This window comes from Pseudomonas sp. NPDC087346 (assembly GCF_044744235.1).
Lineage (GTDB): Bacteria > Pseudomonadota > Gammaproteobacteria > Pseudomonadales > Pseudomonadaceae > Aquipseudomonas.
On sequence record NZ_JBIUXX010000009.1, the window covers coordinates 89743 to 114630 of the forward strand.

24 protein-coding genes are annotated in these 24888 nt (G+C 59.1%); 11 read left to right on the forward strand and 13 right to left on the reverse strand.

All coding sequences use genetic code 11. From position 1 onward, the window contains the following. Positions 1-171: 171 nt before the first annotated feature. Both ACIOZM_RS07935 and ACIOZM_RS07940 read right to left on the reverse strand, forming a co-directional pair. Positions 172-978, reverse strand: a complete 807-nt coding sequence (locus tag ACIOZM_RS07935) for a class I SAM-dependent methyltransferase (RefSeq protein ID WP_401211624.1) — start codon at positions 976-978, stop codon at positions 172-174. Between the two features lie 99 nt (positions 979-1077). Further along, positions 1078-1977, reverse strand: coding sequence for a LysR family transcriptional regulator (locus tag ACIOZM_RS07940; protein WP_401211626.1), 900 nt, complete (start codon positions 1975-1977; stop codon positions 1078-1080). A gap of 124 nt (positions 1978-2101) precedes the next feature. On the opposite strand from ACIOZM_RS07940, the gene ACIOZM_RS07945 reads away from it, so the two are divergent. Both ACIOZM_RS07945 and ACIOZM_RS07950 read left to right on the forward strand, forming a co-directional pair. Further along, on the forward strand, positions 2102-3118 hold the full coding sequence (locus ACIOZM_RS07945; protein ID WP_401211627.1) for an alpha/beta hydrolase: 1017 nt from the start codon (positions 2102-2104) through the stop codon (positions 3116-3118). 198 nt (positions 3119-3316) lie between these two features. Further along, positions 3317-4741, forward strand: coding sequence for a mechanosensitive ion channel domain-containing protein (locus ACIOZM_RS07950; protein WP_401211630.1), 1425 nt, complete (start codon positions 3317-3319; stop codon positions 4739-4741). Between the two features lie 89 nt (positions 4742-4830). Here the strand turns inward: ACIOZM_RS07950 and ycaC are convergent, their stop codons facing one another. The 5 genes from ycaC to ACIOZM_RS07975 form a co-directional block, all read right to left on the reverse strand. After that, complete coding sequence (ycaC, locus tag ACIOZM_RS07955; RefSeq protein WP_401211633.1) at positions 4831-5457, reverse strand: isochorismate family cysteine hydrolase YcaC; 627 nt, start codon at positions 5455-5457, stop codon at positions 4831-4833. A 66-nt stretch (positions 5458-5523) separates the two neighbouring features. Beyond that, entirely contained in the window at positions 5524-7362 is a 1839-nt protein-coding gene (locus tag ACIOZM_RS07960; RefSeq protein ID WP_401211635.1) for an amidohydrolase, read from the reverse strand. A gap of 27 nt (positions 7363-7389) precedes the next feature. After that, the gene (locus ACIOZM_RS07965) at positions 7390-8016 is read right to left on the reverse strand and encodes an antibiotic biosynthesis monooxygenase (RefSeq protein ID WP_401211638.1); all 627 of its coding nucleotides are present in this window, start codon (positions 8014-8016) and stop codon (positions 7390-7392) included. Next, positions 8009-8425 carry a DoxX family protein gene (locus tag ACIOZM_RS07970; RefSeq protein WP_401211641.1) on the reverse strand — a complete coding sequence of 139 codons (417 nt, stop codon included), beginning with the start codon at positions 8423-8425 and terminating at the stop codon, positions 8009-8011. Before ACIOZM_RS07970 ends, ACIOZM_RS07965 begins: the two co-directional genes overlap by 8 nt. A 227-nt stretch (positions 8426-8652) precedes the next feature. Continuing rightward, a complete protein-coding gene (locus ACIOZM_RS07975) occupies positions 8653-9576 on the reverse strand; it encodes a LysR substrate-binding domain-containing protein (protein WP_401211644.1) in 924 nt (307 codons plus the stop codon). Positions 9577-9789: 213 nt separating this feature from the next. Between ACIOZM_RS07975 and ACIOZM_RS07980 the strand changes: the two genes are divergently transcribed. Both ACIOZM_RS07980 and ACIOZM_RS07985 read left to right on the forward strand, forming a co-directional pair. Next, complete coding sequence (locus ACIOZM_RS07980) at positions 9790-10221, forward strand: helix-turn-helix domain-containing protein (protein ID WP_401211647.1); 432 nt, start codon at positions 9790-9792, stop codon at positions 10219-10221. A 134-nt stretch (positions 10222-10355) separates the two neighbouring features. Beyond that, on the forward strand, positions 10356-13241 hold the full coding sequence (locus ACIOZM_RS07985; protein WP_401211650.1) for an ATP-binding protein: 2886 nt from the start codon (positions 10356-10358) through the stop codon (positions 13239-13241). Here ACIOZM_RS07985 and ACIOZM_RS07990 read toward each other — a convergent pair. Both ACIOZM_RS07990 and ACIOZM_RS07995 read right to left on the reverse strand, forming a co-directional pair. After that, positions 13203-14675 carry an ATP-binding protein gene (locus ACIOZM_RS07990; protein WP_401211653.1) on the reverse strand — a complete coding sequence of 491 codons (1473 nt, stop codon included), beginning with the start codon at positions 14673-14675 and terminating at the stop codon, positions 13203-13205. The genes ACIOZM_RS07985 and ACIOZM_RS07990 overlap by 39 nt on opposite strands. Before the next feature lie 159 nt (positions 14676-14834). Further along, positions 14835-15785, reverse strand: coding sequence for a GlxA family transcriptional regulator (locus tag ACIOZM_RS07995; protein ID WP_401211656.1), 951 nt, complete (start codon positions 15783-15785; stop codon positions 14835-14837). A 200-nt stretch (positions 15786-15985) separates the two neighbouring features. On the opposite strand from ACIOZM_RS07995, the gene ACIOZM_RS08000 reads away from it, so the two are divergent. Further along, a complete protein-coding gene (locus tag ACIOZM_RS08000) occupies positions 15986-16708 on the forward strand; it encodes a pirin family protein (RefSeq protein WP_401211659.1) in 723 nt (240 codons plus the stop codon). A 49-nt stretch (positions 16709-16757) separates the two neighbouring features. On the opposite strand, the gene ACIOZM_RS08005 is transcribed toward ACIOZM_RS08000, so the two are convergent. After that, positions 16758-17255: a hypothetical protein gene (locus ACIOZM_RS08005; RefSeq protein ID WP_401211662.1), complete on the reverse strand. Its 498-nt coding sequence runs from the start codon at positions 17253-17255 to the stop codon at positions 16758-16760. Between the two features lie 165 nt (positions 17256-17420). Further along, the gene (locus ACIOZM_RS08010) at positions 17421-18305 is read right to left on the reverse strand and encodes a LysR family transcriptional regulator (protein ID WP_401211665.1); all 885 of its coding nucleotides are present in this window, start codon (positions 18303-18305) and stop codon (positions 17421-17423) included. Between the two features lie 185 nt (positions 18306-18490). Between ACIOZM_RS08010 and ACIOZM_RS08015 the strand changes: the two genes are divergently transcribed. Then, positions 18491-19489 carry an NAD(P)H-quinone oxidoreductase gene (locus ACIOZM_RS08015; RefSeq protein WP_401211668.1) on the forward strand — a complete coding sequence of 333 codons (999 nt, stop codon included), beginning with the start codon at positions 18491-18493 and terminating at the stop codon, positions 19487-19489. A gap of 112 nt (positions 19490-19601) precedes the next feature. Beyond that, on the forward strand, positions 19602-20546 hold the full coding sequence (locus ACIOZM_RS08020) for an alpha/beta hydrolase (RefSeq protein WP_401211671.1): 945 nt from the start codon (positions 19602-19604) through the stop codon (positions 20544-20546). Here ACIOZM_RS08020 and ACIOZM_RS08025 read toward each other — a convergent pair. Next, positions 20543-22354 carry an ABC transporter ATP-binding protein gene (locus ACIOZM_RS08025; protein ID WP_401211674.1) on the reverse strand — a complete coding sequence of 604 codons (1812 nt, stop codon included), beginning with the start codon at positions 22352-22354 and terminating at the stop codon, positions 20543-20545. The genes ACIOZM_RS08020 and ACIOZM_RS08025 overlap by 4 nt on opposite strands. Before the next feature lie 202 nt (positions 22355-22556). Here ACIOZM_RS08025 and ACIOZM_RS08030 point away from each other — a divergent pair, with 202 nt between their 5' ends. Beyond that, entirely contained in the window at positions 22557-22970 is a 414-nt protein-coding gene (locus ACIOZM_RS08030) for a VOC family protein (RefSeq protein WP_401211676.1), read from the forward strand. A 57-nt stretch (positions 22971-23027) separates the two neighbouring features. On the opposite strand, the gene ACIOZM_RS08035 is transcribed toward ACIOZM_RS08030, so the two are convergent. Further along, positions 23028-23357, reverse strand: coding sequence for a hypothetical protein (locus tag ACIOZM_RS08035; RefSeq protein WP_401211679.1), 330 nt, complete (start codon positions 23355-23357; stop codon positions 23028-23030). Positions 23358-23520: 163 nt separating this feature from the next. Between ACIOZM_RS08035 and ACIOZM_RS08040 the strand changes: the two genes are divergently transcribed. From ACIOZM_RS08040 to ACIOZM_RS08050, 3 genes are read left to right on the forward strand one after another with little or no spacing between them, the layout of a single operon-like run. Further along, positions 23521-23796, forward strand: a complete 276-nt coding sequence (locus tag ACIOZM_RS08040; RefSeq protein WP_401211681.1) for a hypothetical protein — start codon at positions 23521-23523, stop codon at positions 23794-23796. A 15-nt stretch (positions 23797-23811) separates the two neighbouring features. Then, on the forward strand, positions 23812-24342 hold the full coding sequence (locus tag ACIOZM_RS08045; RefSeq protein ID WP_401211683.1) for a hypothetical protein: 531 nt from the start codon (positions 23812-23814) through the stop codon (positions 24340-24342). Continuing rightward, positions 24329-24874 carry an NADAR family protein gene (locus ACIOZM_RS08050; RefSeq protein WP_401211686.1) on the forward strand — a complete coding sequence of 182 codons (546 nt, stop codon included), beginning with the start codon at positions 24329-24331 and terminating at the stop codon, positions 24872-24874. Before ACIOZM_RS08045 ends, ACIOZM_RS08050 begins: the two co-directional genes overlap by 14 nt. The last annotated feature ends 14 nt before the right edge of the window (positions 24875-24888 follow it).

Below are 24888 nucleotides of genomic sequence, written 5' to 3' on the forward strand. Positions count from 1 at the left end.
TGTACGACACAAAACCCTGTGGGAGTGGTGAGTGTGGCGGCGCTGAAGCCGCCATCGCTGGCAAGCCAGGCTCCCACAGGATCTTCGGTGTACACGGCATTTGTGTACGACATAAAACCCTGTGGGAGCCTGGCTTGCCAGCGATGGGGCCAGTTGCCACGCAAACGATCATCAGATTTTTGTAGCGACCAGGGTGAAGCACATCGGTAGTTGTGCTGATTGGTTGAGGTACTGGTCGTACAGTTCTTCGCGATTCGAATGCGGGTATTCCTTGAAGTGGGCGATGTTCAGCCCTGCTTCAATCGCGCCGTTGAAAATCGCGCCGAGGGTGTGCACGAACCAATAGGATTTCGCTGCCTGCTGTTCGACTTTGCCGACATAGACAATCGGTTCTTCCTGCACGAATGGCGTTTCGCGGAAGTATGAGCTGTCGAGGCGATACGGGTCTTTGGCCTCGGGATCGAACATTTCCAGAAACGGATGGGTTTCGTAGATCACCAGCCGTCCACCCGGTTTGAGGGTCGAGGCGACGTGGCGGAAGAATTCGCCGATGTCGGGCATCCAGTTCAGCACGCCGATGGTGATCAGCGCGACGTCAAAACGGTTCTGCAACGAGGCCGGCAGGTGATGGATATCGGTCTCGATGAACTCGGCATTGTGCGGCGAACGGTTGTTCAGCTCGCGAGCCTGTTCGAGGAAACCGGTGGACTGATCGACACCGACCACCGTCCGCGCACCGAGGCTGAACAGTGACAGACTCTCGCGGCCGTTATTGCAGCCAAGTTGCACGACGTCTTTGCCGTCGATACCGACCTGTTCCAGCAATCCACGCAACGTATCGTCGAGGCAGGAAAAATCCGCCTGCGTGACTTCATTCAACAAGGCCTGCCAATCAGGTGAATCCTGGTGATGGCGAGCTGAGTCATTCCACGCCTGACGATTGCTCTCGATGGCGTTTTTATTATTGGGCACTTCCATGGCGCACTCCGGGTACTGCTCGTGATTGAGCGGCCCCGAGTCTAGATCAGCGCGTAGATTCTGAATGTTGTGAACTTGTAAGCCGCCGACCTGCTCGGGTCAGAGGCTGATATCAGTCTGGTTGAGGCGCTCACGCAAAAATTCGATCAACGCCTGCACCGGTCGTGATGCCTGGCGATGTTGCGGGTATACCGCCGACAATGTCAGGGGCTCCGGGCGGAAGTCTTCGAGTACCGGCAGCAGTCGTCCGTCCTTCAGCGCTGCGCCGACGATGAACGTCGGCAGATAGGTAATCCCCATCCCCGCCACCGCCGCATCGCGCAGCAGCTCACCATTGTTGACCCGCATACGCCCACTGACATTCACCAGCAGCGGCTTGCCCTGCCCGGCGTCGAAGCGCCATTGCACCGAACGCCCGTGGCCGTAAGGCAAGCAGTCATGGCTGAGCAAATCTTCCGGTTTCTGCGGCGTGCCGCGTTCTGCCAGATACGCGGGGCTGGCGCAGTACACCCGTTCGATGGATGCAATGCGTCGGGCGATCAGCGTCGAGTCTTCCAATACACCGATGCGCAGCGCCAGGTCATAACCTTCGCCGAGCAGATCCACTGGCCGGTCGCTGAGATCGACTTCGACGGTGACCTCGCGATAGCGCTGCAAGAACAACGGCAGCAGACAGCCCAGATGCGCCAGCGCGAACGACAACGGCGCACTCACGCGAATAGTCCCGCGTGGTTCGGCGGTCTGGCCGGCGATGCTCTGTTCGACATGTTCGACTTCGCTCAGCAGGCGCAGCGCCGACTCGTAATAGCTCTGGCCCAGCGGCGTCACGTCGAGGCGGCGCGTCGAGCGGTTGAGCAATCGAACGCCGAGACGCTCTTCCAGTTGCATCAAACGGCGGCTGACGAACTGCTTGGACAGGCCCAATTGATCGGCGGCAGCGGTGAAGCTGCCGGAGTCCATGACCTGACAAAAAATACGCATGTCTTCGAACGGGTTCATTGTCACTCTCTGGTGGACAGTTAAACGCTTTATAGCCGCTTTTTCACTTTTCGACACATCATTAATCTGTGCTCACGGTTTGAAAACAACCCCACACAAAAACTGATCGAAAAAGGAATTGAGCATGAACATCAAACAAACCCTGACCGCTTCCCTCCTCGCGCTGTCCATCGGCAATGCATTCGCCGCTGGCAGCCCGGGTGTCGAACACAACACCCAGGCCTTCCTCGAAGCCCTCGCCGCTGGCGGTGGCAAACCGCTTGAACAACTGAGCCCGAAAGATGCCCGTGCGGTGCTGACCGGCGCGCAGGCTTCGGTGAAAGTTGATCTGTCCGGGGTTGAAGTCAGCGACAAGGCGATCAAGGTCGATGGCCAGACCATCAACCTGAAAGTGGTGCGTCCAGCCAAGGTCAAAGGCGAGTTGCCGGTGTTCATGTTCTTCCACGGCGGCGGTTGGGTGCTGGGCGATTTCCCGACGCACCAGCGTCTGATTCGTGATCTGGTGGTGGGCTCTGGCGCGGTTGCGGTGTACGTCGATTACACGCCTTCGCCGGAAGCGCAGTACCCGACCGCGATCAATCAGGCTTACGCCGCGACGAAGTGGGTAGCGGAAAACGGCAAGCAGATCGGCGTGGATGGCAAGCGTCTGGCAGTCGCCGGCAACAGCGTCGGCGGCAACATGGCGGCGGTTGTGGCGCTGATGGCCAAAGAACAGAAAACCCCGGCCCTGCGCTTCCAGTTGCTGATGTGGCCGGTCACCAACGCGCAGTTCGACGACGGTTCGTACCAGCAATTTGCCGAGGGCCATTTCCTCACCAAAGGCATGATGCAGTGGTTCTGGGACAGCTACACCACCAACCCGACCGAGCGCGCGCAGATCCACGCTTCGCCACTCAATGCCAGCACCGAACAGCTCAAGGGCTTGCCTGCCGCGCTGGTGCAGACCGCCGAATTCGACGTGCTGCGTGACGAAGGTGAAGGCTATGCGCGCCACCTGGATGCGGCCGGGGTGCCGGTGACGGCGGTGCGTTACAACGGGATGATTCATGACTTTGGGTTGCTCAATCCGTTGAGCCAGATTCCTGAGGTGAAGGCTGCGGTGCGTCAGGCTGCGGCTGAGTTGAAGACTCATCTGAATTGAGTCCCCATGCATTGCCACACCGCCAAGTGTGGCAATGCCGTTTTTGTGGTGAGGGGATTTATCCCCGTTGGGTTGCGTAGCGACCCCGGAAAAGGGCCTGCTGCGCAGTCCAACGGGGATAAATCCCCTCGCCACAAAAGCCCCGACTCCACAAAAAAAACCTGTTCCACACAAGCTCACCTGCATCCGGAGTCCGCCATGTTCCTTCTCAACCACCCATTGTCCTGGAGTGCCGCCCTGCTCTTGCTCGACGCTGCGCTCTGGCATTTCGCGCCGTTCAGTCATCGTGCACTGCGGGTCGGGGTGCGATTGGCGCTGTTTCTGGCGTTCAGCACGCTGATCATCAACGCCGGCGTCAGCCCGATACAGGCGCCGCTGTTTGCCGATGATCAAGTGATGCAACTGAGCGCGACGGCGCTGGGGATTGTCTGGTGGCTGTACGCCGCCCGTGTGCTCACCGAAGTGATCGGTCTGATTCTGATGCGCCGCATCGGTCACAGCGGTCGCTTGTTGCAGGACGTGATTGGTGCGCTGGTGTTTCTGGTGGCCATCGTTGCCGCCGCCGGTTACGTGCTGGAATTGCCAGTCAAAGGTCTGCTCGCGACGTCCGGCGTGGTCGCCATCGTGGTCGGTCTGGCGTTGCAAAGCACTTTGAGTGATGTGTTTTCCGGCATCGTGCTCAATACCACCAAGCCGTATCAGGTGGACGATTTTGTGGTGATCGACGGCGTCGAGGGCAAAGTGCTCGACATCGACTGGCGCGCCACGCACTTGCTGACCAGCAACGGCACGCTCGCCGTGGTGCCGAACTCGGTGGCGGCCAAAGCGAAAATCGTCAATCTCAGCCGTCCGACCAACCTGCACGGCGTGTCGATCAGCATCAAGGTGCCGAACCACATTCGCCCGCGCCGGGTACTCGATGCGCTCGACCGCACGCTGCAAGGCAGCAGCAGTCTGCTGTTGAACCCGCCGCCGAAAGCCGTGTTGAAAGAGGCTGGCGAAGAAATGTCCGAGTACATTGCCAGCGGATTCATCGCCGAACTGGGCAAGAAAAGCGAAGTGCGCAATCAACTGTTCGACCTCGCCCACCGTCATCTCGAAGCGGCGGGTATTTCGCGGCACCCGGACGGTACGATCCAGCCTTCGACCCGCGCCCGGGCTTTGCTGGATGAAGTGAAAATCTTCCGTTCGCTGAGCCATGAAGAACGCGATCGCCTCGCTGAATCGATGGTCGCGCAGCAATACACGGCGGGCCAGGTGGTGTTGAATCTCGACGAGGTGCCGGACAGCCTGTTTGTGATCGCGACCGGCGTGGTCAGCGCAACCGTGCCCGATGGCAACAACCAGACCGAGGCCGGACGCATGGGGCCGAGCGAGGTCATGGGCGAGCAGAGCATTCTTGCCGACACGCCATCGCAGGCGACTTTTACGGCGTTGACGTCGAGCATCATCTATCGCCTCGACAAGAACCTGACTCGCCAGTGCATGGAACAGCGCAGCGAAGTCGGGCAGGCGTTGAACAAGTTGCAGGCGGTGCGACAGCAGAACAGTCGGCTGGCGTTGATGGCTATGCCGGCGCCAGTGAGGAAAGGTGGGTTTCTGGGGTGGTTGCAGAAGCGTTAAAAGCGAAAGATCGCAGCGTTCCGCAGCTCCTACAGTTGGAATGCATTTTCCCTGTAGGAGTTGCGGAACGCTGCGATTTTTTGATCTTCTTACTTGGCAGTGAACTTGGTGTAGCTACCGATCAGGTTGCGATAGTTCGGCAGACGGTTCGACAGCAGATTCGCCAAGCCTTCCATGTCGTTGCGCCAGTCACCTTGCAGCTCGCAAGCCACCGAGAACCAGTTCATCAGTTGCGCACCAGCCGCCGACATGCGCGCCCACGCTGCTTGCTGCACGGTGGTGTTGAAGGTGCCGGACGAGTCAGTCACCACAAACACTTCAAAACCTTCAGCGATAGCCGACAGGGTCGGGAATGCCACGCATACGTCAGTCACCACGCCAGCGATGATCAGTTGCTTGCGACCCGTCGCCTTGATCGCTTTGACGAAGTCTTCGTTGTCCCAGGCGTTGATCTGGCCTGGACGCTGAATGAATGGCGCGTCCGGGAATTGCTCGCGCAGTTCAGGCACGATCGGGCCGTTCGGGCCGGCGTCGAAACTGGTGGTGAGGATGGTCGGCAGTTTGAAGAACTTGGCGATGTCGCCCAGCGCCAACACGTTGTTCTTGAACTCGTTCGGCGAGAAGTCCTGCACCAGCGAGATCAGGCCGGTCTGGTGATCGACCAGCAGTACAACCGCGTCATCTTTGTTCAGACGTTTGTAAGGAACGTTGCTCATGGGAAACTCCTTGGGTGGATGTTGCACGTAGCGCCGTACCGAGTGGCCGGCGCTTTTTGGTATTGATCAGAAGGCGAAGCAGGAACAACCGAACGCGCCCCAGAAACCGGCGAAGTCGCTGACCGGCGCGTTCGACATCCGCGCCTTTTCATGGCTGTGGGTGTGCACTGCGCATGGGCCGCTGCACTGATGCACTTGCGCCTGCAATGGCGAGTTCGGGCGCCAGTGACCCGGGACTTTCACCACCGGCGACCAGTCCGGCAGCACCGGCACGCTGGCCGGGCCGAGTTTTTCGAAATCGTCGGCGGCGTAGACAATCTTGCCGCCAACCACGGTCAGGACCGACTCGATCCACTTGATCGCTTCTTCCTCGACATGGAAGAAGTCCGCGCTCAGCGCGGCCAGATCCGCCAGTTGCCCGACCTTGATCTGGCCCTTCTTGCCCTGTTCGGAGGAGAACCAGGCGCTGCCGTGGGTGAACAATTCCAGAGCGGTGGTGCGCGGCAGACCTTCTTCGTACAAGGCCAGCCCACCGACGGTGCGGCCGCTGACCATCCAGTACAGCGAGGTCCACGGGTTGTAGCTGGAAACCCGCGTCGCATCGGTGCCGGCGCCAACCGGCACCCCTTCGGCGAGCATGCGTTTGATCGGCGGCGTGGCTTCGGCGGCCTGCTTGCCGTAGCGGTCGACGAAATACTCACCCTGAAACGCCATGCGATCCTGAATCGCAATACCGCCGCCCAGCGCTTTCACCCGTTCGATGTTCTGCGGGGTGATGGTTTCGGCGTGATCGAAGAACCACGGCAAACCATTGAACGGGATGTCGCGATTGACCTTCTCGAACACGTCGAGCATGCGACTGATCGATTCGTTGTAAGTCGCGTGCAAACGGAACGGCCAGCGCTGCTCGACCAGGTGACGAACCACTGGTTCCAGCTCCTGCTCCATGGTTTGCGGCAGGTCCGGGCGCGGCTCGAGGAAGTCTTCGAAGTCGGCAGCGGAGAACACCAGCATCTCGCCGGCACCGTTGTGCCGCAGGTAGTCGTCACCCTGATGCAACTTGACGCTGCCGGTCCAGTTCTGGAAGTCGCTGAGCTCCTCTTTCGGCTTCTGAGTGAACAGGTTGTAGGCGATGCGGATGGTCAGTTGCTCATCCTTGGCCAACTGTTCGATCACCTGATAATCGTCCGGGTAGTTCTGGAAACCACCGCCGGCATCGATGGCGCTGGTCAGGCCGAGGCGGTTGAGTTCACGCATGAACTGCCGCGTCGAGTTGACCTGATATTCCAGCGGCAACTTCGGCCCTTTGGCCAGCGTTGAGTAGAGGATCATTGCGTTCGGCCGTGCGACCAGCATACCGGTCGGGTTGCCGTTGGCATCACGAACGATCTCGCCACCCGGCGGGTTCGGCGTGTCACGGGTGTAACCGGCTACTCGTAGCGCGGCGCGATTGAGCAGTGCGCGGTCGTACAAATGCAGGACGAATACCGGGGTGTCCGGCGCGGCCTGATTGAGTTCTTCAAGGGTCGGCATACGCTTTTCGGCGAACTGGAATTCGTTCCAGCCACCGACCACGCGCACCCATTGCGGGGTCGGCGTGCGGTCGGCCTGTTCCTTGAGCATGCGCAGCGCATCGGCCAGCGATGGCACGCCTTCCCAACGCAGTTCGAGGTTGTAGTTCAGGCCACCACGGATCAGGTGCAAGTGCGAGTCGTTGAGGCCGGGGATGACGCAGCGGCCCTTCATGTCGACCACTTGCGTGGACGAGTCGCGCAAGGCCATCGCCTGGGTATCGTTGCCGACGACCACGAAGCGGCCGTCCTTGATCGCGACCGCACTGGCCAGCGGTTTGCTGCGGTCTACGGTATGAAATTGGCCATTGAACAGAATCAGATCGGCGTTCATCGCAGTTCCTTCGACATAAGTGGGGGTTCAGCGTGACGGTGTTTGTTTGGGTTCGACGTGTTCATGGGCCTGACCGGCCTCCAGCCACGGCGCGAACAAGCGCGTCACGCGGGGCATGAACACGTACACCACCGATACAACGATGGTCAGGGTGATCAGGAACGTGGCGACCACGTAGTTGGAAAGCAGTGGATGCAGTTTCAGCAGCGGCCCCCAGATCAGCGGCACCAGCAAGGTGTGCGGCAGAATCACCAGCAGCGTGATGACTGCTTGCTTCCAGCGCGGCGGTGGCTTGGCGGCATCGGCCAGTGGCGCGAACCAGAACTCGTTGACCGGGGCGACCTCGGTCTGGTCACCGTCGGCGAGCATCGGCGTGGCTTTGTCGACCAATGCCTGGCGCTCGGGCGACTCCAGCCATTGCTGCATGGCGTTGGTGGAGCAAAAGCGCAGCACGCAGGTGTAGGTGTCGAGCCCGCCACGCTTGCCGCGCACCACGTCCACGCCCAGATGCCCTTCGCGCTGCCCCGCGACGCTGACGATGTTGCGCAGCCAGGCTTCATAGTCTTTTTCAAAACCGGCCTTGACCTGGTGTTTGACGATCAGCGTGACGATCTCATCGAACCCCGGCGCTTTTAAGGTTTGGGCTTCAGACATAACGCAACACTCCGGGTAGACGGACATTGAGCGCCAGCCGTCCGGGGCCGGCGATGAGGATGCTGGTAAAGAGGATCAACAGCAGCCAGCCGAACTGCCCTTCGGCCACAGTCCATTGCGGATGCACGACCAATAGCGCCACCAGCAGAACAAAGAGAATAGGCAAGCAGGCCAATCGCGCCAGCACCCCGCCGACGATCAGTAGCGGACAGAGGACTTCGGCGAAAATCGCCAGACACAACGTGAGGTGGGCGCCGAGATGGAATGGGTCTTCGATCTGTTGCAGTTGTGCATCAAAGTCCAACAGCTTGGGCAAGCCGTGAACCAACAGCAGAAACAGGCCAGCGCTGACCCGCAGAAACAACAAACCGACGTCCCGCGCCCGTTCATCCCGTTGCAAAGCGTCCATGAACCCCACCCTTGAATTCTTATCGACCTGAATCATGCCAATGGCGGGTGAAGAAAAATTGAACGTACGTGCTCACTTCCCCAGAGAAACACGCCCCGTGTAGGAGCTGCGGCACGCTGCGATCTTTTGACTTTGCCTTTCAAGATCAAGATCAAAAGATCGCAGCGTGCCGCAGCTCCTACATGGGCTCTGTATGAATTCGAGAATGTGGTGGGGGTGCGACAGCGTTATGCCGTTGGGATGTCCAGCGTGGCGGACATGAACTGGCTGATCCGCGAGCGCAGCCAGCGTTCTGCCGGGTCGTTGTCGTGTACCCCGCTCCAGGCCATCGACAGTTGCGCCGCATCGATGGGGAATGGCGGGTCTTCAGCGCGCAACGCGCAACCTTCGACCAGTGCACACGCGGCGTAGTCCGGCACGGTGGCGATCATTTCGGTGCCTGCGAGCAAGGCGCGCAAGCCGCTGAATTGCGGTACACCGAGCACCACGCGGCGCGAACGACCGACCTTGGCCAGATCCACATCGATGTTGCCGCTCAAGTCCCCGGAGAACGAGACCATGGCGTGCGGACGCGCGCAGTATTCGTCGAGGGTCAGCGGCCCGGGACGATCATCGCCGCGCAGGACCTTGCAGGGAATATCGCGCAGCTTTTTGCGCTTGGCATTGGCCGGCAAGTCCGTGGTGTAGCTGACGCCAACGGAGATTTCCCCGGACGCCAACAGCGCTGGCATCAACAGATAATTGGCCCGGCGCACCACCACGACAATCCCCGGCGCCTCTTCCTGAAGCTGACGCAGCAGCGGCGGGAACAGGCCGAACTCGGCGTCATCCGACAGGCCGATTCGGAACACATCACAACTGGTGGCAGGGTCGAACTCCTTGGCGCGGCTGACGGCGCCGGAAATCACGTCCATCGCCGGTTGCAGCTCTTCAAGGATCGCCAAGGCGCGGGCGGTCGGCTCCATGCTGCGGCCGTTGCGCAACAACAATGGATCATCGAACAGGTCACGCAAACGCCCAAGCGCCGCGCTCACCGCCGGTTGGCCCATAAACAGTTTTTCGGCGACGCGGGTCAGGTTCTTCTCGAACATCAGCGCTTCGAAAATCACCAGCAGGTTCATGTCAACGCGGCGCAGATCATTACGGTTCATGGGCTCGAATTCCTTCTGTGGCCGGCCAGACGCAAGTGCTTGCACTTTACGCGATCAATGGCCGTTTGCGTCCCGCCCGTGGATGCGAATTAACAACGTTTAACTCGTCAGCGTCCACGCCCCGTTCTAACAATGATGGCCTCTGCGCAGCGTTGTTTTTTGACCCGCGGGAACGCGCCAACCGGGTGTTCCCCCACGACACGGACCTTGGCCATGGCTCTCTCTCAGCAAACCACCGCCCTCGCCCCTGCCAGCGAAATCCGCAAGCCGCACACTGGCGGCCTCAGTCCACAACGGCAGCGACAGGTAAAACAACTGATCCTCGAACGTCTGGGCGAAAGCCTCGAAGTCACCGAACTGGCCCGCGCCTGCTCGTTGTCGCGCAGCCATTTTTCCCGAGCGTTCAAGGCCAGCACCGGCCTGTCGCCACAGGACTGGATTCGTGAACAACGCATCGCCCGCGCCAAGCTGTTGATTCGTCACACCGGCCTGAGCCTGACGCAAATCAGCCTCGAATGCGGCTTCTGCGATCAGGCGCATTTCTGCCACATTTTTACCCGCAGCGAGGGGATCAACCCGTTTGCCTGGCGCTGTCAGGCAATGCGTGAAAGCAAAGAGATCCGGACACGGCCCGCGACGTTTTGATCCGTCCGCCAAAACCACCCGTTGCACGGCAGCCAAAACCTGAGGAATATGCCCCGATAGCCAGCAATAGACGCTCTGCGCATTCACGCAGCGTTTATTCGCCAGGCCCGGCGCATCACCGCAGGAGTGAGTTGTTGAGTCTTTCCCCGAATCAGGCCATCGGCTTCGGCCCCTATCGGATCTTCACCGGACAACGGCTGGTGCTCGAAGGCGAGCAACCGTTGCGGCTGGGGCGGCGCGCCATGGACATTCTGCTGATTCTGCTGGCCCACGCCGGCGAGGTGGTGAGCAAGCAACAACTGATCGCCGGTGTCTGGCCCGACAGCGTGGTCGAAGACATCAATCTGCGAGTGCACATGGCGGCGCTGCGCAAGGCTCTCGGCGATGGCCAGGCCGGCCAGCGCTACATCATCACCGTGGCGCAGCGAGGCTACAGTTTTGTCGCGCCGCTGGTCGTGCAGACCAGCGAGCAACAACCCGCCGCCAAAACCGTTGCCCGCCACAACCTGCCGTTGCGTCGTACACGGATGATCGGACGCCAGCCCTTGGTCGACAGCTTGATGAACCAACTGCCGCGCCAACGCTGCATCACTCTGATCGGCCCCGGCGGCATCGGCAAGACCACTGTCGCCCTACGGGTCGCCGAACAATTGATCGGGCGCTACCGCGACGGCATTCGCTGGCTCGATCTGGCGCCGCTCAACGACCCTGCACTGATCTGCTCACAACTGGCGACCCTGCTGGATGTGGCAGTGCACGATGACGAGCCGCTGACAGCGGTAATCAACGCCTTGCGCGAACGACAAATGCTGTTGGTGATCGACAACTGCGAACACCTGATCGATGCCGTGGCGCTGCTCAGCGAAAACATTCTGCGCGGCGCACCGCACGTCCATATTCTGGCCACCAGCCGAGAGAGCCTGCGTGCCGAGGGCGAGTTTGTGCAGCGCCTGGAGTCGCTTGATTGCCCGCCGGCAATTGCCGTGGCTGATCGCGAGCAGGCATTGGGCTTTGCCGCTTTGCAGTTGTTCGTCGAGCGCGCCACAGCTGCCCATGAGCATTTCGAATTGAGCGATGCCGAGTTGCCGCTGGCAATCGAAATCTGCCAACGCCTCGACGGCATTCCCTTGGCACTTGAACTGGCGGCAGCGCAAGTTGCCAGCCACGGTTTGAGCGGTTTGCTCAGCCAATGGCAAGACACGCTGCAACCATTGGCGCCCGGCATCCGTGATAGCCATGCGCGGCATCAGACGCTGCGCGCTACGCTGGATTGGAGTTTCAATCTGCTGAACCCGTGCGAGCAGACCTGCTTGCGTCGTCTCGGGGTGTTTCGCGGTAGCTTCACCCTGGAGTCTGCCGCTGCGGTGATCGGCGGCCAACATGTGATGCCCGGCGAAGTGCTGGTCGCGGTCACGCAACTGGTGGCCAAGTCACTGCTCAATGTCGAGGTCGGCGATGAAGAGGTGTTTTATCGCCTGCTCGACACCACGCGCCATTACGCGCTGGAACAGCTGGAGCTGGCGGGCGAGCTGGAGGTCACCCGCGAGCGCCATGCCGAACGTTGTCTGGCGCTGATGGATCAGGCGCAAAGTGAATGGGAAAGCACGCCGACCGCGCAGTGGATCGAGCGTCATGCACGATGCCTGGAAGACCTGCGCGCTGCGCTCGACTGGGGCCTGAATGGCGCCGGCCCTCGGGCTCTGGGAATTCGTCTGACAGCGAACTCGGCACCCGTGTGGCAAGAGCTGTCACTGCTCAAGGAATATGGCGGTCATGTACGTCAGGCGCTGGGCCTGCTCGAAAGCGCGGAAAAACCCTGTCCGCGTCTGGAAATCGCCCTGAATCTGGCGCTCGGCAGCGCTTGTTACCACACTTGGGGCGGCACACCGGAGACCATCGAAGCCTTCACTCGCGCCCAAGTGCTCGCACAACAGAATCACGATGTCGCTGGACAACTGCGCGCAGTATCCGGTCATCTGGCGGTCAATCTCAGTTGCGGCAACTATCAAGCGGCGCTGGCGCAAAGCGAGCAGTTTGATCGCCTCGGCGGACACGGCGACCCGTTGCTGTCATTGAGCACGCATCGGCTACGCGTGCTGGCCTTGCACTTTTCCGGCGATCAGCCGCAAGCGCGGATCAGCGCCGAGCAAGTCATCCAGCGTATGGCACACAGCGGCCATCGCAATCGGTTCACCCATGGTTTCGGCGTGCAATATGATCAGAGCGTCGCCTCGCTGACCATCCTCGCCCGAGTGCTCTGGCTGCAAGGTTTTCCCGATCAGGCCTGGCACACCGCCCGGCAAGCGCTGGACATCGCGGTGCAGATCAACCACGGCACTTCGATCTGCTACACCCTGGCGCTCGCCAGTTGCCTCATCGCCCATTACAACGGTGACCGGAAGAACGCTCAGGCGTTGTTGCAACTTCTGTTGGAGCAATCGCAGAAGCATTCGGTGTTGCTGTTTCATCGTTGGGGACAGCACTACGCGCAGGTCATCGATGCGGATCAGGTTCAGCCCGTCACCTCGGATGGTAGCGGGCTGATCAAGGAGCTGATGGTGACGCTCGACAGCAGGTTTGTTGATGATGCGCTGCTTGAACGGGCACGCAGTGGTGCTGCGGGTTGGAGTTCGGCGGAGATATTGCGGGCGCAGGCTGAGCGGTTGTTGGCTGAAAATTCTGAAGGCCCCTTTCGCGAGCAAGCTCGCTCCCACATGGATTTGCGTGCTTCCTGTGGGAGCGAGCCTGCTTGCGAAAGCATTCGTGCGATCACTGCACCTGCACAAGCCGAAACCCTCCTGCTGCAAGCCTTGGCCGTGGCGAAAACCCAGGGCGCCCTCGCCTGGGAACTGCGCAGTGCCACATCCCTGGCGCAGCTCTGGCAACGGCAGGCGCGCTATCGCGAGGCTCAGCAATTGCTTGCGCCGATCTATCAGCGCTTCACCGAAGGTTATGCCACCCCGGATCTGCGCAAGGTGCGCTTATTGCTCGACCAGTTGCGCGGTCAACTGCACAACTGAAGTCGAGCGCTTCCAGGCGAGATGAAGCGCATGCCGGCACAGAATGTCGTTCAGATCGGCACTTTGCTCAAGCTTTTCTCGGGCGAAATGGCGCGTGGTGTTGAGCATCCGATAGCGCATCGGTTCCGCGCCCCGCTCCACCGTCAGTAATGACTTTTCGGCCAGTTGCTCGATGATCGCTGCCAGCGTAGTTGATGTCTGTTGCGCACACTGAATAACGCTCAGCGCTACTTCAAGAGTGAAGGACATTTTGAACACCGACAGCTGTTGCAGCACCCGTTGCTCGCTGTCACTCAAAAGCTGATAGCTCCAGTCCAGCGCCGCGCTCATCGACTGATGACGCGGCACCGCCGTACGTCGGCCCTGACTGAGCAATTGCAGACCTTTATTCAGTTGCGCCTGCAACCCCACCAGCGCCAGCGCATCGATCTGCGCCGCCGCCAGTTCGATCGCCAACGGCAAGCCGTCGAGCCGTCGACAGATCTCCCGCACGGCGTTGAGGTCTTGATCACGTAGAACAAAATCGTGCTGGCGGGCACGGGCGCGGCTGACCAGCAAGCACACTGCCGAATAGCCCATGAATTCGTCGACGCTGTGCAGCGCGCAGACTTTGGGAAAAGTGAGCGCGGTGAGTTGATGCAGGGTTTCCAGGCTGGCTTGCAGCGGTTCACGACTGGTCACCAGCAACGACAGGCGCGGCGCTGACTGCAGCAGTTGTTCCGCGAGTTCACGGCAGGATTCTCGCAGGTGATCGCAGTTATCCAGCACCAGCAAGGCATGCCTTGTGATCAGTGTTTCAAGCGTCGTGTCGAGCGTGTGCAATAGCTGTTCAAGCACCGGCGCCGTGTCGTCGATGGTCGAAAAATCCACCCGCCACACGCCGTCTCGATAATGCTGCAACAGCAGCTCAGCGACACGCAGCGCGACCGTGGATTTGCCGACACCCGCCGGGCCGGTCACCGTCATCAGCCGGCACAGCGGCAACTGTCGCACCAGACTGCCCACCAACGAATCGCGCCCCGTCACCGGAGTCAATCGCGCAGGCAGGTTGTGTTGCGGCGCTTGCAATGTTTCGAACACCACCTGGGCGACGCTGTCGCCATGCACCGGGGCAATAAAGCAGTAACCGCATTGCGGCACGTTGACGATGTATTGCTGACCATTCTCACCATCGCCCAATGCGCGGCGCAACGCGGCGATGTGCACCCGCAGGTTGATCTCTTCGACCACCGACGTCGGCCACACCCATGCGATCAATTGCTCCTTCCTGACCACTCGACCGGCGCGCTCGACCAGCACCTGCAGAATGTCGAGCGCCCTTCCGCCCATGCGCAACTGACGATCCCCGTCGAGAATCAGTCGTTGGCGTAAATGAAACGCAAACGGTCCAAAATGCAGCACCGACGCGCCGTCCAGATCGATGTGGCTGTTCATGCCTTTTCACGCGCAAATACGTCGCGAGCATTATGCCCACGGCGCCATGCGCCTCTCCCTTCCAAGCGATGCCTCTATCTTGGCAGGCACCAGTGACGGCACAACCAGCGCGCAGTGCGCAACACGGACAACCGCGTGCGCCAGACGGACACAACCGCTCTAGCTGAACTGTTCGCGGTACTGCGCGGGGGTCAGACCGAGCTTTTCGCCGAACAGAAAACGCATATGCCGCACACTGCCAAAACCGCTTTTATAGGCCACGGTCTTCAACGGCAGCTCGGTGGTTTCCAGCAGATTGCGCGCGCAGTCGATGCGGGCACTTTGCAGAAACTCCATCGGCGTCATATTCACCTCGCGGGCAAACACTCGCGCAAAGTGCCGGGCGCTCATGTTCGCCAGCCCGGCCATGCGTTCGACGGTGAAGGCTTCATCAAGGTGTTCCAGCACATGATGCTGTACCCGGGTGATCGGGGTTTCCTGCGGCGACACGGCTGACATCAACGGGCTGAACTGCGCCTGCCCGCCTTGGCGTTTCATCACCACCAACAACACTTTCGCCACGTCCTGCGCGACTTTTTTCCCGTGATCCTGCGCCACCACGGCCAACGCCATATCAATGCCTGCCGTCACCCCACCGGAGGTAATCAGATTGCGGTCTTCGGTGTAGATCTGATCGATCTCGACACTGGCCTGGGGAAACGCCTTGATCAGACGTTCGAGATAATTCCAGTGGGTGGTCACGCGATAGCCGTCAAGTAACCCGGCATGACCGAGCACAAAAGCACCGGTGCAGATCGAACCGTAGCGTTTGGCATGACCGATAGCGCTTTGCAGCCAGGCCAGCAGTGCCGGATGTTTTTCGTTGTAGGCGCCAGGCCCGCCCGGCACCAACAGCAAATCATAGGTTTGAAACGGGTCATCAATGTGGCGGTCGGTCTGCACCCACACGCCATTGGAAGCGCGCAATGCGCCGTCCTCCGTGCCCAGCGTGGTCAGGTGGTAATGATCTTCCGGTTTCAGGTAACGATTGGCGACGGAAAAGACCTCCATCGGCCCTGCCATGTCGAGCAGGAGAAAGTCGGGGAACAGCACCATTGCCACGGTTTTCATGGATGTACATCACTGAGTTGAAGATTTCGCATTATGGCCAAGTGCGCGGCGAACGTCGGAAAAGAATCCGTGATCAATCTCGCAAAACTGTCAACCTGAAGCGGACAGTGTTTCAATTTCCATCTACTTATTGCTTCGCTTGATTAACAGTAACCTTCTTCTCACTCGGACGAATCAACGTCCAGAAAGGAGATTTCATCATGCTGACCCTTCGCAAAGCCTCCGACCGTGGCCTCGCCAATCATGGCTGGCTGAAGTCCTTTCACACCTTTTCTTTCGCCAGCTACCGTGACCCGCGGGAGCAGGGTTTTTCCGACCTGCTGGTGATCAACGATGACCGTGTTGCTGCCGGCAAGGGCTTCGGCCAGCACCCGCACCGCGACATGGAAATCTTCTCCTATGTGCTGGAAGGTGCGCTGGAACACAAAGATACACTGGGCACAGGTTCAGTGATCCGCCCTGGTGACGTGCAACTGATGAGCGCTGGCAACGGCGTGGCCCACAGCGAGTTCAACCACTCGGCGACCAAACCGGTGCACTTTCTGCAAATCTGGATCGTGCCGGAAGTCAGTGGCGCCAAACCGCGCTACCAGCAGGAGCATTTCAGCCCTGCGAAAAAACGCGGTCGCCTGCAACTGATCATCTCGCCGGACGGCGCCAGCGGATCGCTGAAAGTGCGTCAGGATGCGCGAGTCTTCGCCGGTCTGTTCGATGGCAAGGAAAGCGCCACGCTTGAATTGCCGGCCAACCGTTATGCCTACGTGCATGTGGCTCGCGGCAGTGTCGAACTCAACGGCGTGCAGTTGCAGGAAGGCGACGGCGTGCGGGTTCGCGAAGAACAGGCACTGACCTTGAGCAACGGCGTGGATGCCGAGGTGCTGGTGTTTGATCTGCGGCCACAGGAACTGCCGCAAATGCCATGAGGTAGTGTTTCAACGTCCACAAAAACGGCCTTCAAATGAAGGCCGTTTTTTATTGTGGCGGTACAAGAAGCTCCAGTGTGCCGGGCTTCGGTATATTTACTTCCTTGCCTGCCTGAATGGCTGCCAGGGTTGTCTGGATAGCGACGTACATATTGGCCTGGTGGGCGTAGCAGGCACCGATAACGATAGAGACTATTCCGATCAAGTTGACGGCAGTGGCTGCCCAGAAGCTGGCCTTCATGGTCGAGGCTTGTTTGGCGGCCTCTTCAGCGCCATTGGCGGCTTTTCTAATTTCCAGGGTAATCAAGTCGTAGCGTATGTCTCGCTCTGCTTGAATCTGCTCTCGAGCCTTGTCACGTTGTGCTTGAACCGCAAGATACCCATGAATATCTGCCGACATAACCTCTACCCGAACATCCATTCGGGTCTCTATAGTCTCGATCCTGGCATTGAATTCTTCACGACTGATAGTGTTCATGGTTTGAGTACTCTGACCTTTGCCCGACATGTCATTGTTTTGATATTGACTGAATTCCCTGGTTTTCAATTCGACACCTTCATGGGGTTACCGATACCTTCCTTGGCAGGTCACTCCCGAGTGAGCTTTACGTCTCGCCCCGAGTTGTACGAACAATAGATCCCTGCCCCAAAGCCCACAAGCCGGCGGATTCCGCTACTGATGTAGGCAGTTTCGTCAGGCAAGGTAAGTTCGTCAGATCGCCTGTTCAATCTCCAAAGCAAACGCCTCGACAATCTGCTCGATCACTGCCCTCACCCGCGCGGTATGGCGCAGATCCGCGTGGGTCACTAGCCACACTTCATAAGGCAGCGGTCGAGTACGCTCCGGCCAGAGCCTGACCAGACCATCGCGCTCGCCCATGTACACCGGGATTTCTCCTACACCGATTCCGGCCGCAATTGATCGGCGTATCAACAGGCTGGAGCCGAGACTGGCGACTATTCGCCCACGACTGATCGGCTCGGAGACCAGCGTCATGTCTTTATGGCTTTGCAAATATGGCTGATAGACCACCAGATCGTGGCCCTCGAAAGCACTGCCCGGTTGCGGTGTGCCATTGGCTTCGACGTATTCCCGTGAGGCGAACAACCCCACCGGCCAACGCGCAATGCGTCGGGCGATCACGTCGGGATTGTCCGGTCGGGTGTTGCGCACGGCGATGTCAGCTTCGCGCTTGGCCAGACTGAGAAATTGCGTGGAGGCGTCGAGTTGCACGCGCACATCCGGGTGCTGTTGATGTAGACGGGCGATGGCCGGGATCAGGAAGTCGATGGCCAGCGAATCGGTAGTAGTGATCCTGACATTGCCCGTCAGGCGATCATCCAGCCCCTGAATCTGCCGTTCCAGCTCCAGCGCCGAATGCTCCATTTTCTCAACCGCTGCCAGCGCCGCCTCCCCAACCGGTGTCAGCGCATAACCGTCTGACGCGCGCAGGAACAACGTTGCGTCGAGTGACTTCTCCAGCGCAGTAACACGCCGTCCGACAGTGGCCTGATCGACCCCCAACACCCGCGCCGCGCCGCGCAATGTCGACTCGCGACACACCGCGAGAAACACCCGCGCATCATCCCAATTCATCTCGCCCCCCTGATGATGCGTATTTGCATCAGCCTGCCGCCAAATCGCTGCACTTATGCAGCAAAGATAGCCGATATGCTGGTCGCCATAAACCTTCCGTCCGTAGCGTTGCAATGTGAATCGAAGGGAATCATTACGTCCTCCCCGCGCTCCCAATTACTGATCTCTTATATGAAGGAAACACCATGAACCTGCCCAACGAAATGACCCGCATCGAAATCACTGAGCCCGGTGGCCCTGAAGTTCTGCAACCCAAGCGCGTGCCGCTGCCGGTCGCGGCCGAAGGCCAAGTGTTGATTCGCGTGCACGCTGCCGGCATCAATCGCCCGGACGCGTTGCAGCGTGCCGGCAAGTACCCGATGAAACCGGGCATGGACCCGCATCCTGGCTTGGAAGTGGCTGGCGAAGTGGTGGCAGTCGGTACAGGTGTGAGCCAATTCGCCGTGGGGGACAAGGTTTGTGCGCTGACCAACGGCAGCGGTTATGCCGAATATTGTGCAGTGCCAGCCAGTCAGACGCTGCTGATCCCCGAAGGTCTGGACTGGGTGCAAGCGGCCGCCCTCCCGGAAACATTCTTTACCGTGTGGGCCAACCTGTTCGGCCTCGGCGGAGCCAGCCGTGGTCAGCGCGCCTTGATTCATGGCGGTACCAGCGGAATCGGCACCACCGCACTGATGCTCTGCCGCGAATTCGGTATCGAAGCCTTCGCCACCGCTGGCAGCGCGGATAAATGTGCAGCGATCCGCGAACTGGGCGGTCAGCCAATCAATTATCGCGAAGAAGACTTCGCCGCTGTCATTGCTGAAAAAACCGCAGGCAAAGGGGTCAACGTGATCCTCGATATCATGGGCGGCTCGTACCTCAACGGAAATATCAGCGCACTGGCGATGGACGGACGGCTGGTGATGCTCGGCTTCCTCGGCGGCGCCCGCGCCAATGACATTGATCTGCTGGCGATCCTCGGCAAACGAGCGGTAGTGACCGGCTCGTTGCTGCGCGCCCGCACCGGCCCGGAAAAAGCCGCGATTGCCGATCAGTTGCGCGAACACGTTTGGCCGGTGTTGGCCAAAGGCAAATGCCTGCCGATTATCGACAAGGTCTATCCGCTCAGCGATGCAGCCAAAGCCCACGCACACATGGAGGCTGGCGATCACATCGGCAAGATCGTGCTGCAGATCGACTGACCTGCCGCAGCATCTTGTAATCGTTACACGTGCACGGTGGTCGAAAATGTCACGCGCGGCGTCAGGCATCTGGTAAAAAGCGTTTTCTCTCTACGCAGTGGTGAAACGTTTAATGCTCCTCGCCTTCATGACCCGACTCCGTCGCCGCCGTTTGGCGTTCGCGTGCATGGCCGCCCTGATAATCGGCGTGCCGGCGAGTTGTGCCGTGCTGGAACATACCGAACGCAAATTACTGTTCCGTATCGAACCCGGCACGGCAGGCTGGTATCACGGCTTGCCGGGCAGCGTGCAGGAACTCGATCTGCAGCCCAAGTCGCTAAAGGCCGGGCAGAACATTCACGCGTGGTGGTGGCCGGCGGAACGGCCGAATGCCCCGGCCATCCTTTATCTGCATGGTGTGCGCTGGAACCTGACCGGTCAGTTGTTTCGTATCGAGCAATTGCGTGCAGCGGGTTATTCGGTGCTGGCCATCGACTATCGTGGTTTCGGCCAAAGCCACGGTGATCTGCCATCGGAAAGCAGTGTTTATGAAGATGCGCGGATCGCCTGGGAGCGCTTCAAGTTGCTGCAGCCTGATCCAAACAAACGCCTGATCTACGGACATTCGCTTGGCGGTGCAGTGGCAATTGATCTGGCGGCGGAACTCGGGCAGAACGCTGTCCGGGATCACACACCGCTACCGGTACGTGGACTGGTCATCGAGTCGACGTTCACCTCGCTGGCCGATGTTGCCGCTGCCGTCGCCAAAACCTCGCTGCCGGTGCGCTGGTTGCTGTCGCAGAAATTCGATTCCATCGACAAGATCGCCGAGATTCATATGCCATTGCTGGTGGTGCACGGACTGGCCGACGACTTCGTTCCGTCACGCTTCAGCGAGCAATTGTTCAACGCCGCCCAGCAACCCAAGCGGTTGCTGCTGGTGCCCGGCGCGACCCACAACAACAGCATGGCGCTTGGCGGGCAGAATTATCGCAAGGCGATTGACGCCTTGATGCAGTCCAAACCCGCGCCGCATGTGGCTGGACCTGCAATCGTGCATAACGCACAGGATTCCTAGCGATAGCCACGCGCCTGCAAATCGAACAGTTCGGCGTAATGCCCGGCAGCGGCGATCAGGCTGCCATGATCGCCCTGCTCCAGAATCCGCCCGTTTTCCAGGACGATGATGTGATCGGCATTACGTACGCTGGAAAAACGGTGGGAGATCAACAAGGTCATGCGAGCCTCGGTGTGCTGGCTGAAATGCTCGAACACCGCTGCTTCGGCAGCCGGATCGAGCGCTGAGGTCGGTTCGTCGAGAATCAGGATGTCGGCGTCACGGCGCATGTAGGCACGGGACAGGGCGATTTTCTGCCATTGCCCTCCGGACAATTCCTGCCCGCCGGCAAACCAGCGACCGAGTTGCGTCGCGTAACCTCGGTCCAGCCCTTCGATGAACGGCGCGGCCATACCCTCGGCGGCCGCATCTTTCCAGCGCTGCTGGTCAGTGAAGGCCAGGGTATCGCCGACGCCGATGTTTTCCCCGACGGTGAATTGGTAGCGGATGTAGTCCTGAAAGATCACGCCAATACGCCGGCGTAATGTGGACTGCTCCCAATCCTGTAGATCACTGCCATCGAGCAGAATCCTTCCTTGATCAGGGCGATAGAGTCGGGTCAGTAACTTGATCAGCGTGGTCTTGCCCGAACCGTTCTCACCGACCAGTGCCAGACTGCGGCCCGGTACCAGATGCAGATCGATGCCATCGAGCGCTGCGCGACTCGAACCTGGATAGCGGAAACAGACGTTTTCGAAGCGCAAACCATCGCCCGGCAATACGCCAACAGTAAGGTGCCCCGTGTCTGCCAATACGGGTTCGGCAAGATATTCGTAAAGGCTCGACAAGTACAAACCATCTTCGTAAAGACCGCTGATCGCGCCAAGGCTGCTGCTCACCGCGCTTTGCCCCTGCTTGAACAGCACCAGATACATGGTCATCTGTCCCAGACTGATCTGACCGTGCACCGCGTCGAGCACCACCCACGCATAGGCTAAATAAAACGCTGCAGTGCCGAGCAGACCGAGGGCAAAACCCCAGCCATCACGGCGTAAAGTCAGGTTCCGGTCTTCTGCGTACAGTCGGGCAAAGGTGTCGCGGTAGCGCTGCAACAGCAGCGGTGCAATACCGAACAGCTTGACCTCTTTGATGTAGGCCTCGTGGGACAACAGCGTTTCGATGTAACTCTGCTGACGGCTCTCGGGGGCGCGCCGAGTGAACAATCGGAAGGCATCGCCAGAGAAATGCGCCTCGGCAAAGAACACCGGCAACGCACCGATGACCAGCAATACCAGCGCCCACGGCGAAAAGTGCAGCAACAGCACACCGAAGCTGATCAGCATGATCAGGTTCTGGATCAACCCCAATGACTTCATCACCAGCGCCAACGGCCGGGTCGAGGCTTCGCGGCGCACGCGCACCAGTTTGTCGTAGAACTCGGAGTTCTCGAACTGCACCAGCGACAGGGTTTGCGCCTTCTCCAGAATCAGCGTGTTGACCTTCTGCCCCAACTGCACCCGCAACAGCGACTGCTGAACTGACAACGCACGTTGCGTACCGGACAACAGCGCCAACACCCCCGCCTCCATCAGCACGTAACGCAAAACCGGCCACAACGGCGCGTCGCCCTGCTGCGCGTGCAACTGCATCGCCGCGACTACCGCATCAACAATGCGCTGTCCAAGCCAAGCCGCCAGCGCCGGCAATATACCGGCGATCAATGTTGCCAGTACCAGTCCCAAAAATAATCCGCGCGATGTCCCCCAGACCAACTGCAAGGCACGTCGTGCCTGGTCGAGAAGCGAGGTAAAACGCGATAGAACAGGCATAGGGCATTGGGCTCGGAAGGTGATCGTAGCGGGCTATGGTACTCCAGCCCGGCCCTCGACTTTCACAGTAGAGAATCAGACAAAAATATCCTGAATAACTCTACCCAGGCGCAGGTCAAAAGCTCTGCTATGTTTTAACCGCCCAACGCGGAACCTGGCGACTAACCGCCTCTCTCCGCGCCTGACTGCCGGGAGCAGAGACATGAAAATCAATCCCTATCTGATCTTCAACGGTAACTGTCGCGACGCTTTCACCTTTTACGAACAAGCCCTGCAAGGGAAACTCGAAACCATGATGACGTTCGGCGAAACACCCGCCGCCGAGCAGGTGCCCAAGGAGCATCACCACCTGATCATCCATACCTGCCTCAAGGTCGGTGACCAAATGATCATGGCCTCGGACACCACACCCGATCGTCCGACTCAAGGCATGAGCGGCTGCTCCATCTCCCTGAACGTCGACAGCATCGCCGAAGCCGAGCGCGTTTTTAATGCGCTGGCCAAGGACGGCCGTTTCGACATGCCGCTGGAGGCGACTTTCTGGGCGGTACGCTTCGGCATGCTGGTGGATCGTTTTGGCGTGTCGTGGATGGTCAATTGCGAAAGCGAAAAATAACACCGCGTGTTCAACAGGCATGAAAAAGCCCGGCCTCTTCAGGTCGGGCTGTTCATTTCATCGCTGCGCCAGTTCGTGCCTGACGCACTGCTCGTAATAGGTCTGCTTCACCGCTGCCGGTTTGAGCCGCGAGCTACTGTTGTAGGTCTGCTCGGTAATGCCCATGGCGGTCATGCGCATCCACGGCTGCTGGAACCTGCGCACCTGCAACTGCTTGCGAGCGCCGTACAACGAGACTCCCGTCAACTTCGACTGCTGCGCCCCGGCAGCAATGTCGGAGCCCCAGGTGCAGGCAAAACGGTGACTCTTGCTCAGTTCTTTTGCCTGAGTTCCCGAGGCAAAAACAGCCAGGGAAAGCGCTGCAACGGTGATGACAATCGTCCGCATATAGCCAACCTAACCTTTTGAAAAAAGGCGATTTTGCCGGGGAAGCGAAAGCCTGGGGGCCAGCAATTTGCCGCCTTCGGGTTTTGCCACTCGTCAGACGCTTGGCACGTTGCGATTCATGCCCCTTCCAATAAGTACAACCTCTGTGCGGAAGGGCTGGATCATGAATAGCAAGATTGCTGCATTTTCACTTGCCAGTGTGTTTTTGATTGCGACGCCTTTTGCCTTGGCAGTGGAAAAGACTGCGGAAGGATCAGCGCCGCCTAGCGCGATTCCCGGGCTGAATAAGTCGAATAACTCTGAGTCCAAGGAGGATAAGGCTGACAAGAAAGGTGAAGAGGCGTCGGGATCGAATTCAGGGGCGGATTCGGAAGCTACGGAGAAGGATGCTGCGGGGTCCAGTGATTCAAGTGATAGCAAGGGCGAGCAAAGGCAATAAAGACTTTACCCAAGCTTGAAATATCTGCAGCCTGCCGGTATTAAGTCCGTCTTTAATAGCGGTACCGAATCGGCGGGGCTAATGGACTACCTCACAATATTGCGCATAGTGCTCACAATAGGTGCTATTGCCGGACTACTACCAGTGACCCTGCTTTTTCTCACAGGCACATTCTTTCTTGTTGTGGGGACAGTCGGTACCAGGAGCTGGCGCGAGCTTCCGGCTGAGCTGACAATAATTGCAATTTCGACTTTCTGTCTCTGGTCGATCTGGAAAATTTATAGACTTGCGATGTCCAGCACACCGCGCGTTTCAAACAAAACCACGCTCATAGTCGGTGTGATTGTTACAGCCATTTGGGGCGTGATCTGGGCAATCTTTACTCAGTCTTTTCCAGATACCACCTACATTTTTCTGATGCCCGGCCTTACGGCTGCGGTGATGCTCGCGATAGCCTTGAAGAGACAGGTTTCGAAAGCAACACCGTTTGCCTCACTTCCTCCATTGAAAGTCGATCACCAAGGAAGCCCCGTTGAACGATTCTAAATATCTCGAAGATCTGCGCGCCCGCTTCAACGCGGGAGAGAATCTGGAGTTTGCTTTTTTCTGGGGACACCAGCGAAGTAAAAAAGGCATGACTGCCGCTTGCTTCAGCCAGTGGTACGTCGCCGAATTCACTATCGAAGGGCAATGCTACCCAACCGCCGAACATTACATGATGGCAGAGAAGGCAGCACTGTTCGGCGACCAGGACATTCGCGCTCGAGTGCTCCAGGCCCCAACCCCTAATGCAGCCAAAGCACTTGGCCGCAACGTAGCGGGATTCAATGATCAGGATTGGCTGCAACACAGATATGAAATTGTCGTCCGCGCAAATCGGGCCAAGTTCTCGCAAAATCCGGAGCTGAACAATTACCTGAAAGAGACTGCTTCTCGCATTATCGTTGAGGCGAGTCCGGTGGATAGCATCTGGGGAATTGGACTCGCTCAGGATGATGTGAACGCTAGTAATCCGAATGCGTGGCAGGGGCTGAATCTATTGGGATTTGCACTTATGGAGGTGCGCGACGAGCGCTGATGTTTACTTCGGGT

What these genes read in the sequence shown, in the direction of transcription:
- ACIOZM_RS07935 (WP_401211624.1), bottom strand. Translation starts at nt 978, where the DNA reads ATGGAAGTGCCCAATAATAAAAACGCCATCGAGAGCAATCGTCAGGCG.
- ACIOZM_RS07940 (WP_401211626.1), bottom strand. Translation starts at nt 1,977, where the DNA reads ATGAACCCGTTCGAAGACATGCGTATTTTTTGTCAGGTCATGGACTCC.
- ACIOZM_RS07945 (WP_401211627.1), top strand. Translation starts at nt 2,102, where the DNA reads ATGAACATCAAACAAACCCTGACCGCTTCCCTCCTCGCGCTGTCCATC.
- ACIOZM_RS07950 (WP_401211630.1), top strand. Translation starts at nt 3,317, where the DNA reads ATGTTCCTTCTCAACCACCCATTGTCCTGGAGTGCCGCCCTGCTCTTG.
- ycaC (WP_401211633.1), bottom strand. Translation starts at nt 5,457, where the DNA reads ATGAGCAACGTTCCTTACAAACGTCTGAACAAAGATGACGCGGTTGTA.
- ACIOZM_RS07960 (WP_401211635.1), bottom strand. Translation starts at nt 7,362, where the DNA reads ATGAACGCCGATCTGATTCTGTTCAATGGCCAATTTCATACCGTAGAC.
- ACIOZM_RS07965 (WP_401211638.1), bottom strand. Translation starts at nt 8,016, where the DNA reads ATGTCTGAAGCCCAAACCTTAAAAGCGCCGGGGTTCGATGAGATCGTC.
- ACIOZM_RS07970 (WP_401211641.1), bottom strand. Translation starts at nt 8,425, where the DNA reads ATGGACGCTTTGCAACGGGATGAACGGGCGCGGGACGTCGGTTTGTTG.
- ACIOZM_RS07975 (WP_401211644.1), bottom strand. Translation starts at nt 9,576, where the DNA reads ATGAACCGTAATGATCTGCGCCGCGTTGACATGAACCTGCTGGTGATT.
- ACIOZM_RS07980 (WP_401211647.1), top strand. Translation starts at nt 9,790, where the DNA reads ATGGCTCTCTCTCAGCAAACCACCGCCCTCGCCCCTGCCAGCGAAATC.
- ACIOZM_RS07990 (WP_401211653.1), bottom strand. Translation starts at nt 14,675, where the DNA reads ATGAACAGCCACATCGATCTGGACGGCGCGTCGGTGCTGCATTTTGGA.
- ACIOZM_RS07995 (WP_401211656.1), bottom strand. Translation starts at nt 15,785, where the DNA reads ATGAAAACCGTGGCAATGGTGCTGTTCCCCGACTTTCTCCTGCTCGAC.
- ACIOZM_RS08000 (WP_401211659.1), top strand. Translation starts at nt 15,986, where the DNA reads ATGCTGACCCTTCGCAAAGCCTCCGACCGTGGCCTCGCCAATCATGGC.
- ACIOZM_RS08010 (WP_401211665.1), bottom strand. Translation starts at nt 18,305, where the DNA reads ATGAATTGGGATGATGCGCGGGTGTTTCTCGCGGTGTGTCGCGAGTCG.
- ACIOZM_RS08015 (WP_401211668.1), top strand. Translation starts at nt 18,491, where the DNA reads ATGAACCTGCCCAACGAAATGACCCGCATCGAAATCACTGAGCCCGGT.
- ACIOZM_RS08020 (WP_401211671.1), top strand. Translation starts at nt 19,602, where the DNA reads ATGCTCCTCGCCTTCATGACCCGACTCCGTCGCCGCCGTTTGGCGTTC.
- ACIOZM_RS08025 (WP_401211674.1), bottom strand. Translation starts at nt 22,354, where the DNA reads ATGCCTGTTCTATCGCGTTTTACCTCGCTTCTCGACCAGGCACGACGT.
- ACIOZM_RS08030 (WP_401211676.1), top strand. Translation starts at nt 22,557, where the DNA reads ATGAAAATCAATCCCTATCTGATCTTCAACGGTAACTGTCGCGACGCT.
- ACIOZM_RS08035 (WP_401211679.1), bottom strand. Translation starts at nt 23,357, where the DNA reads ATGCGGACGATTGTCATCACCGTTGCAGCGCTTTCCCTGGCTGTTTTT.
- ACIOZM_RS08040 (WP_401211681.1), top strand. Translation starts at nt 23,521, where the DNA reads ATGAATAGCAAGATTGCTGCATTTTCACTTGCCAGTGTGTTTTTGATT.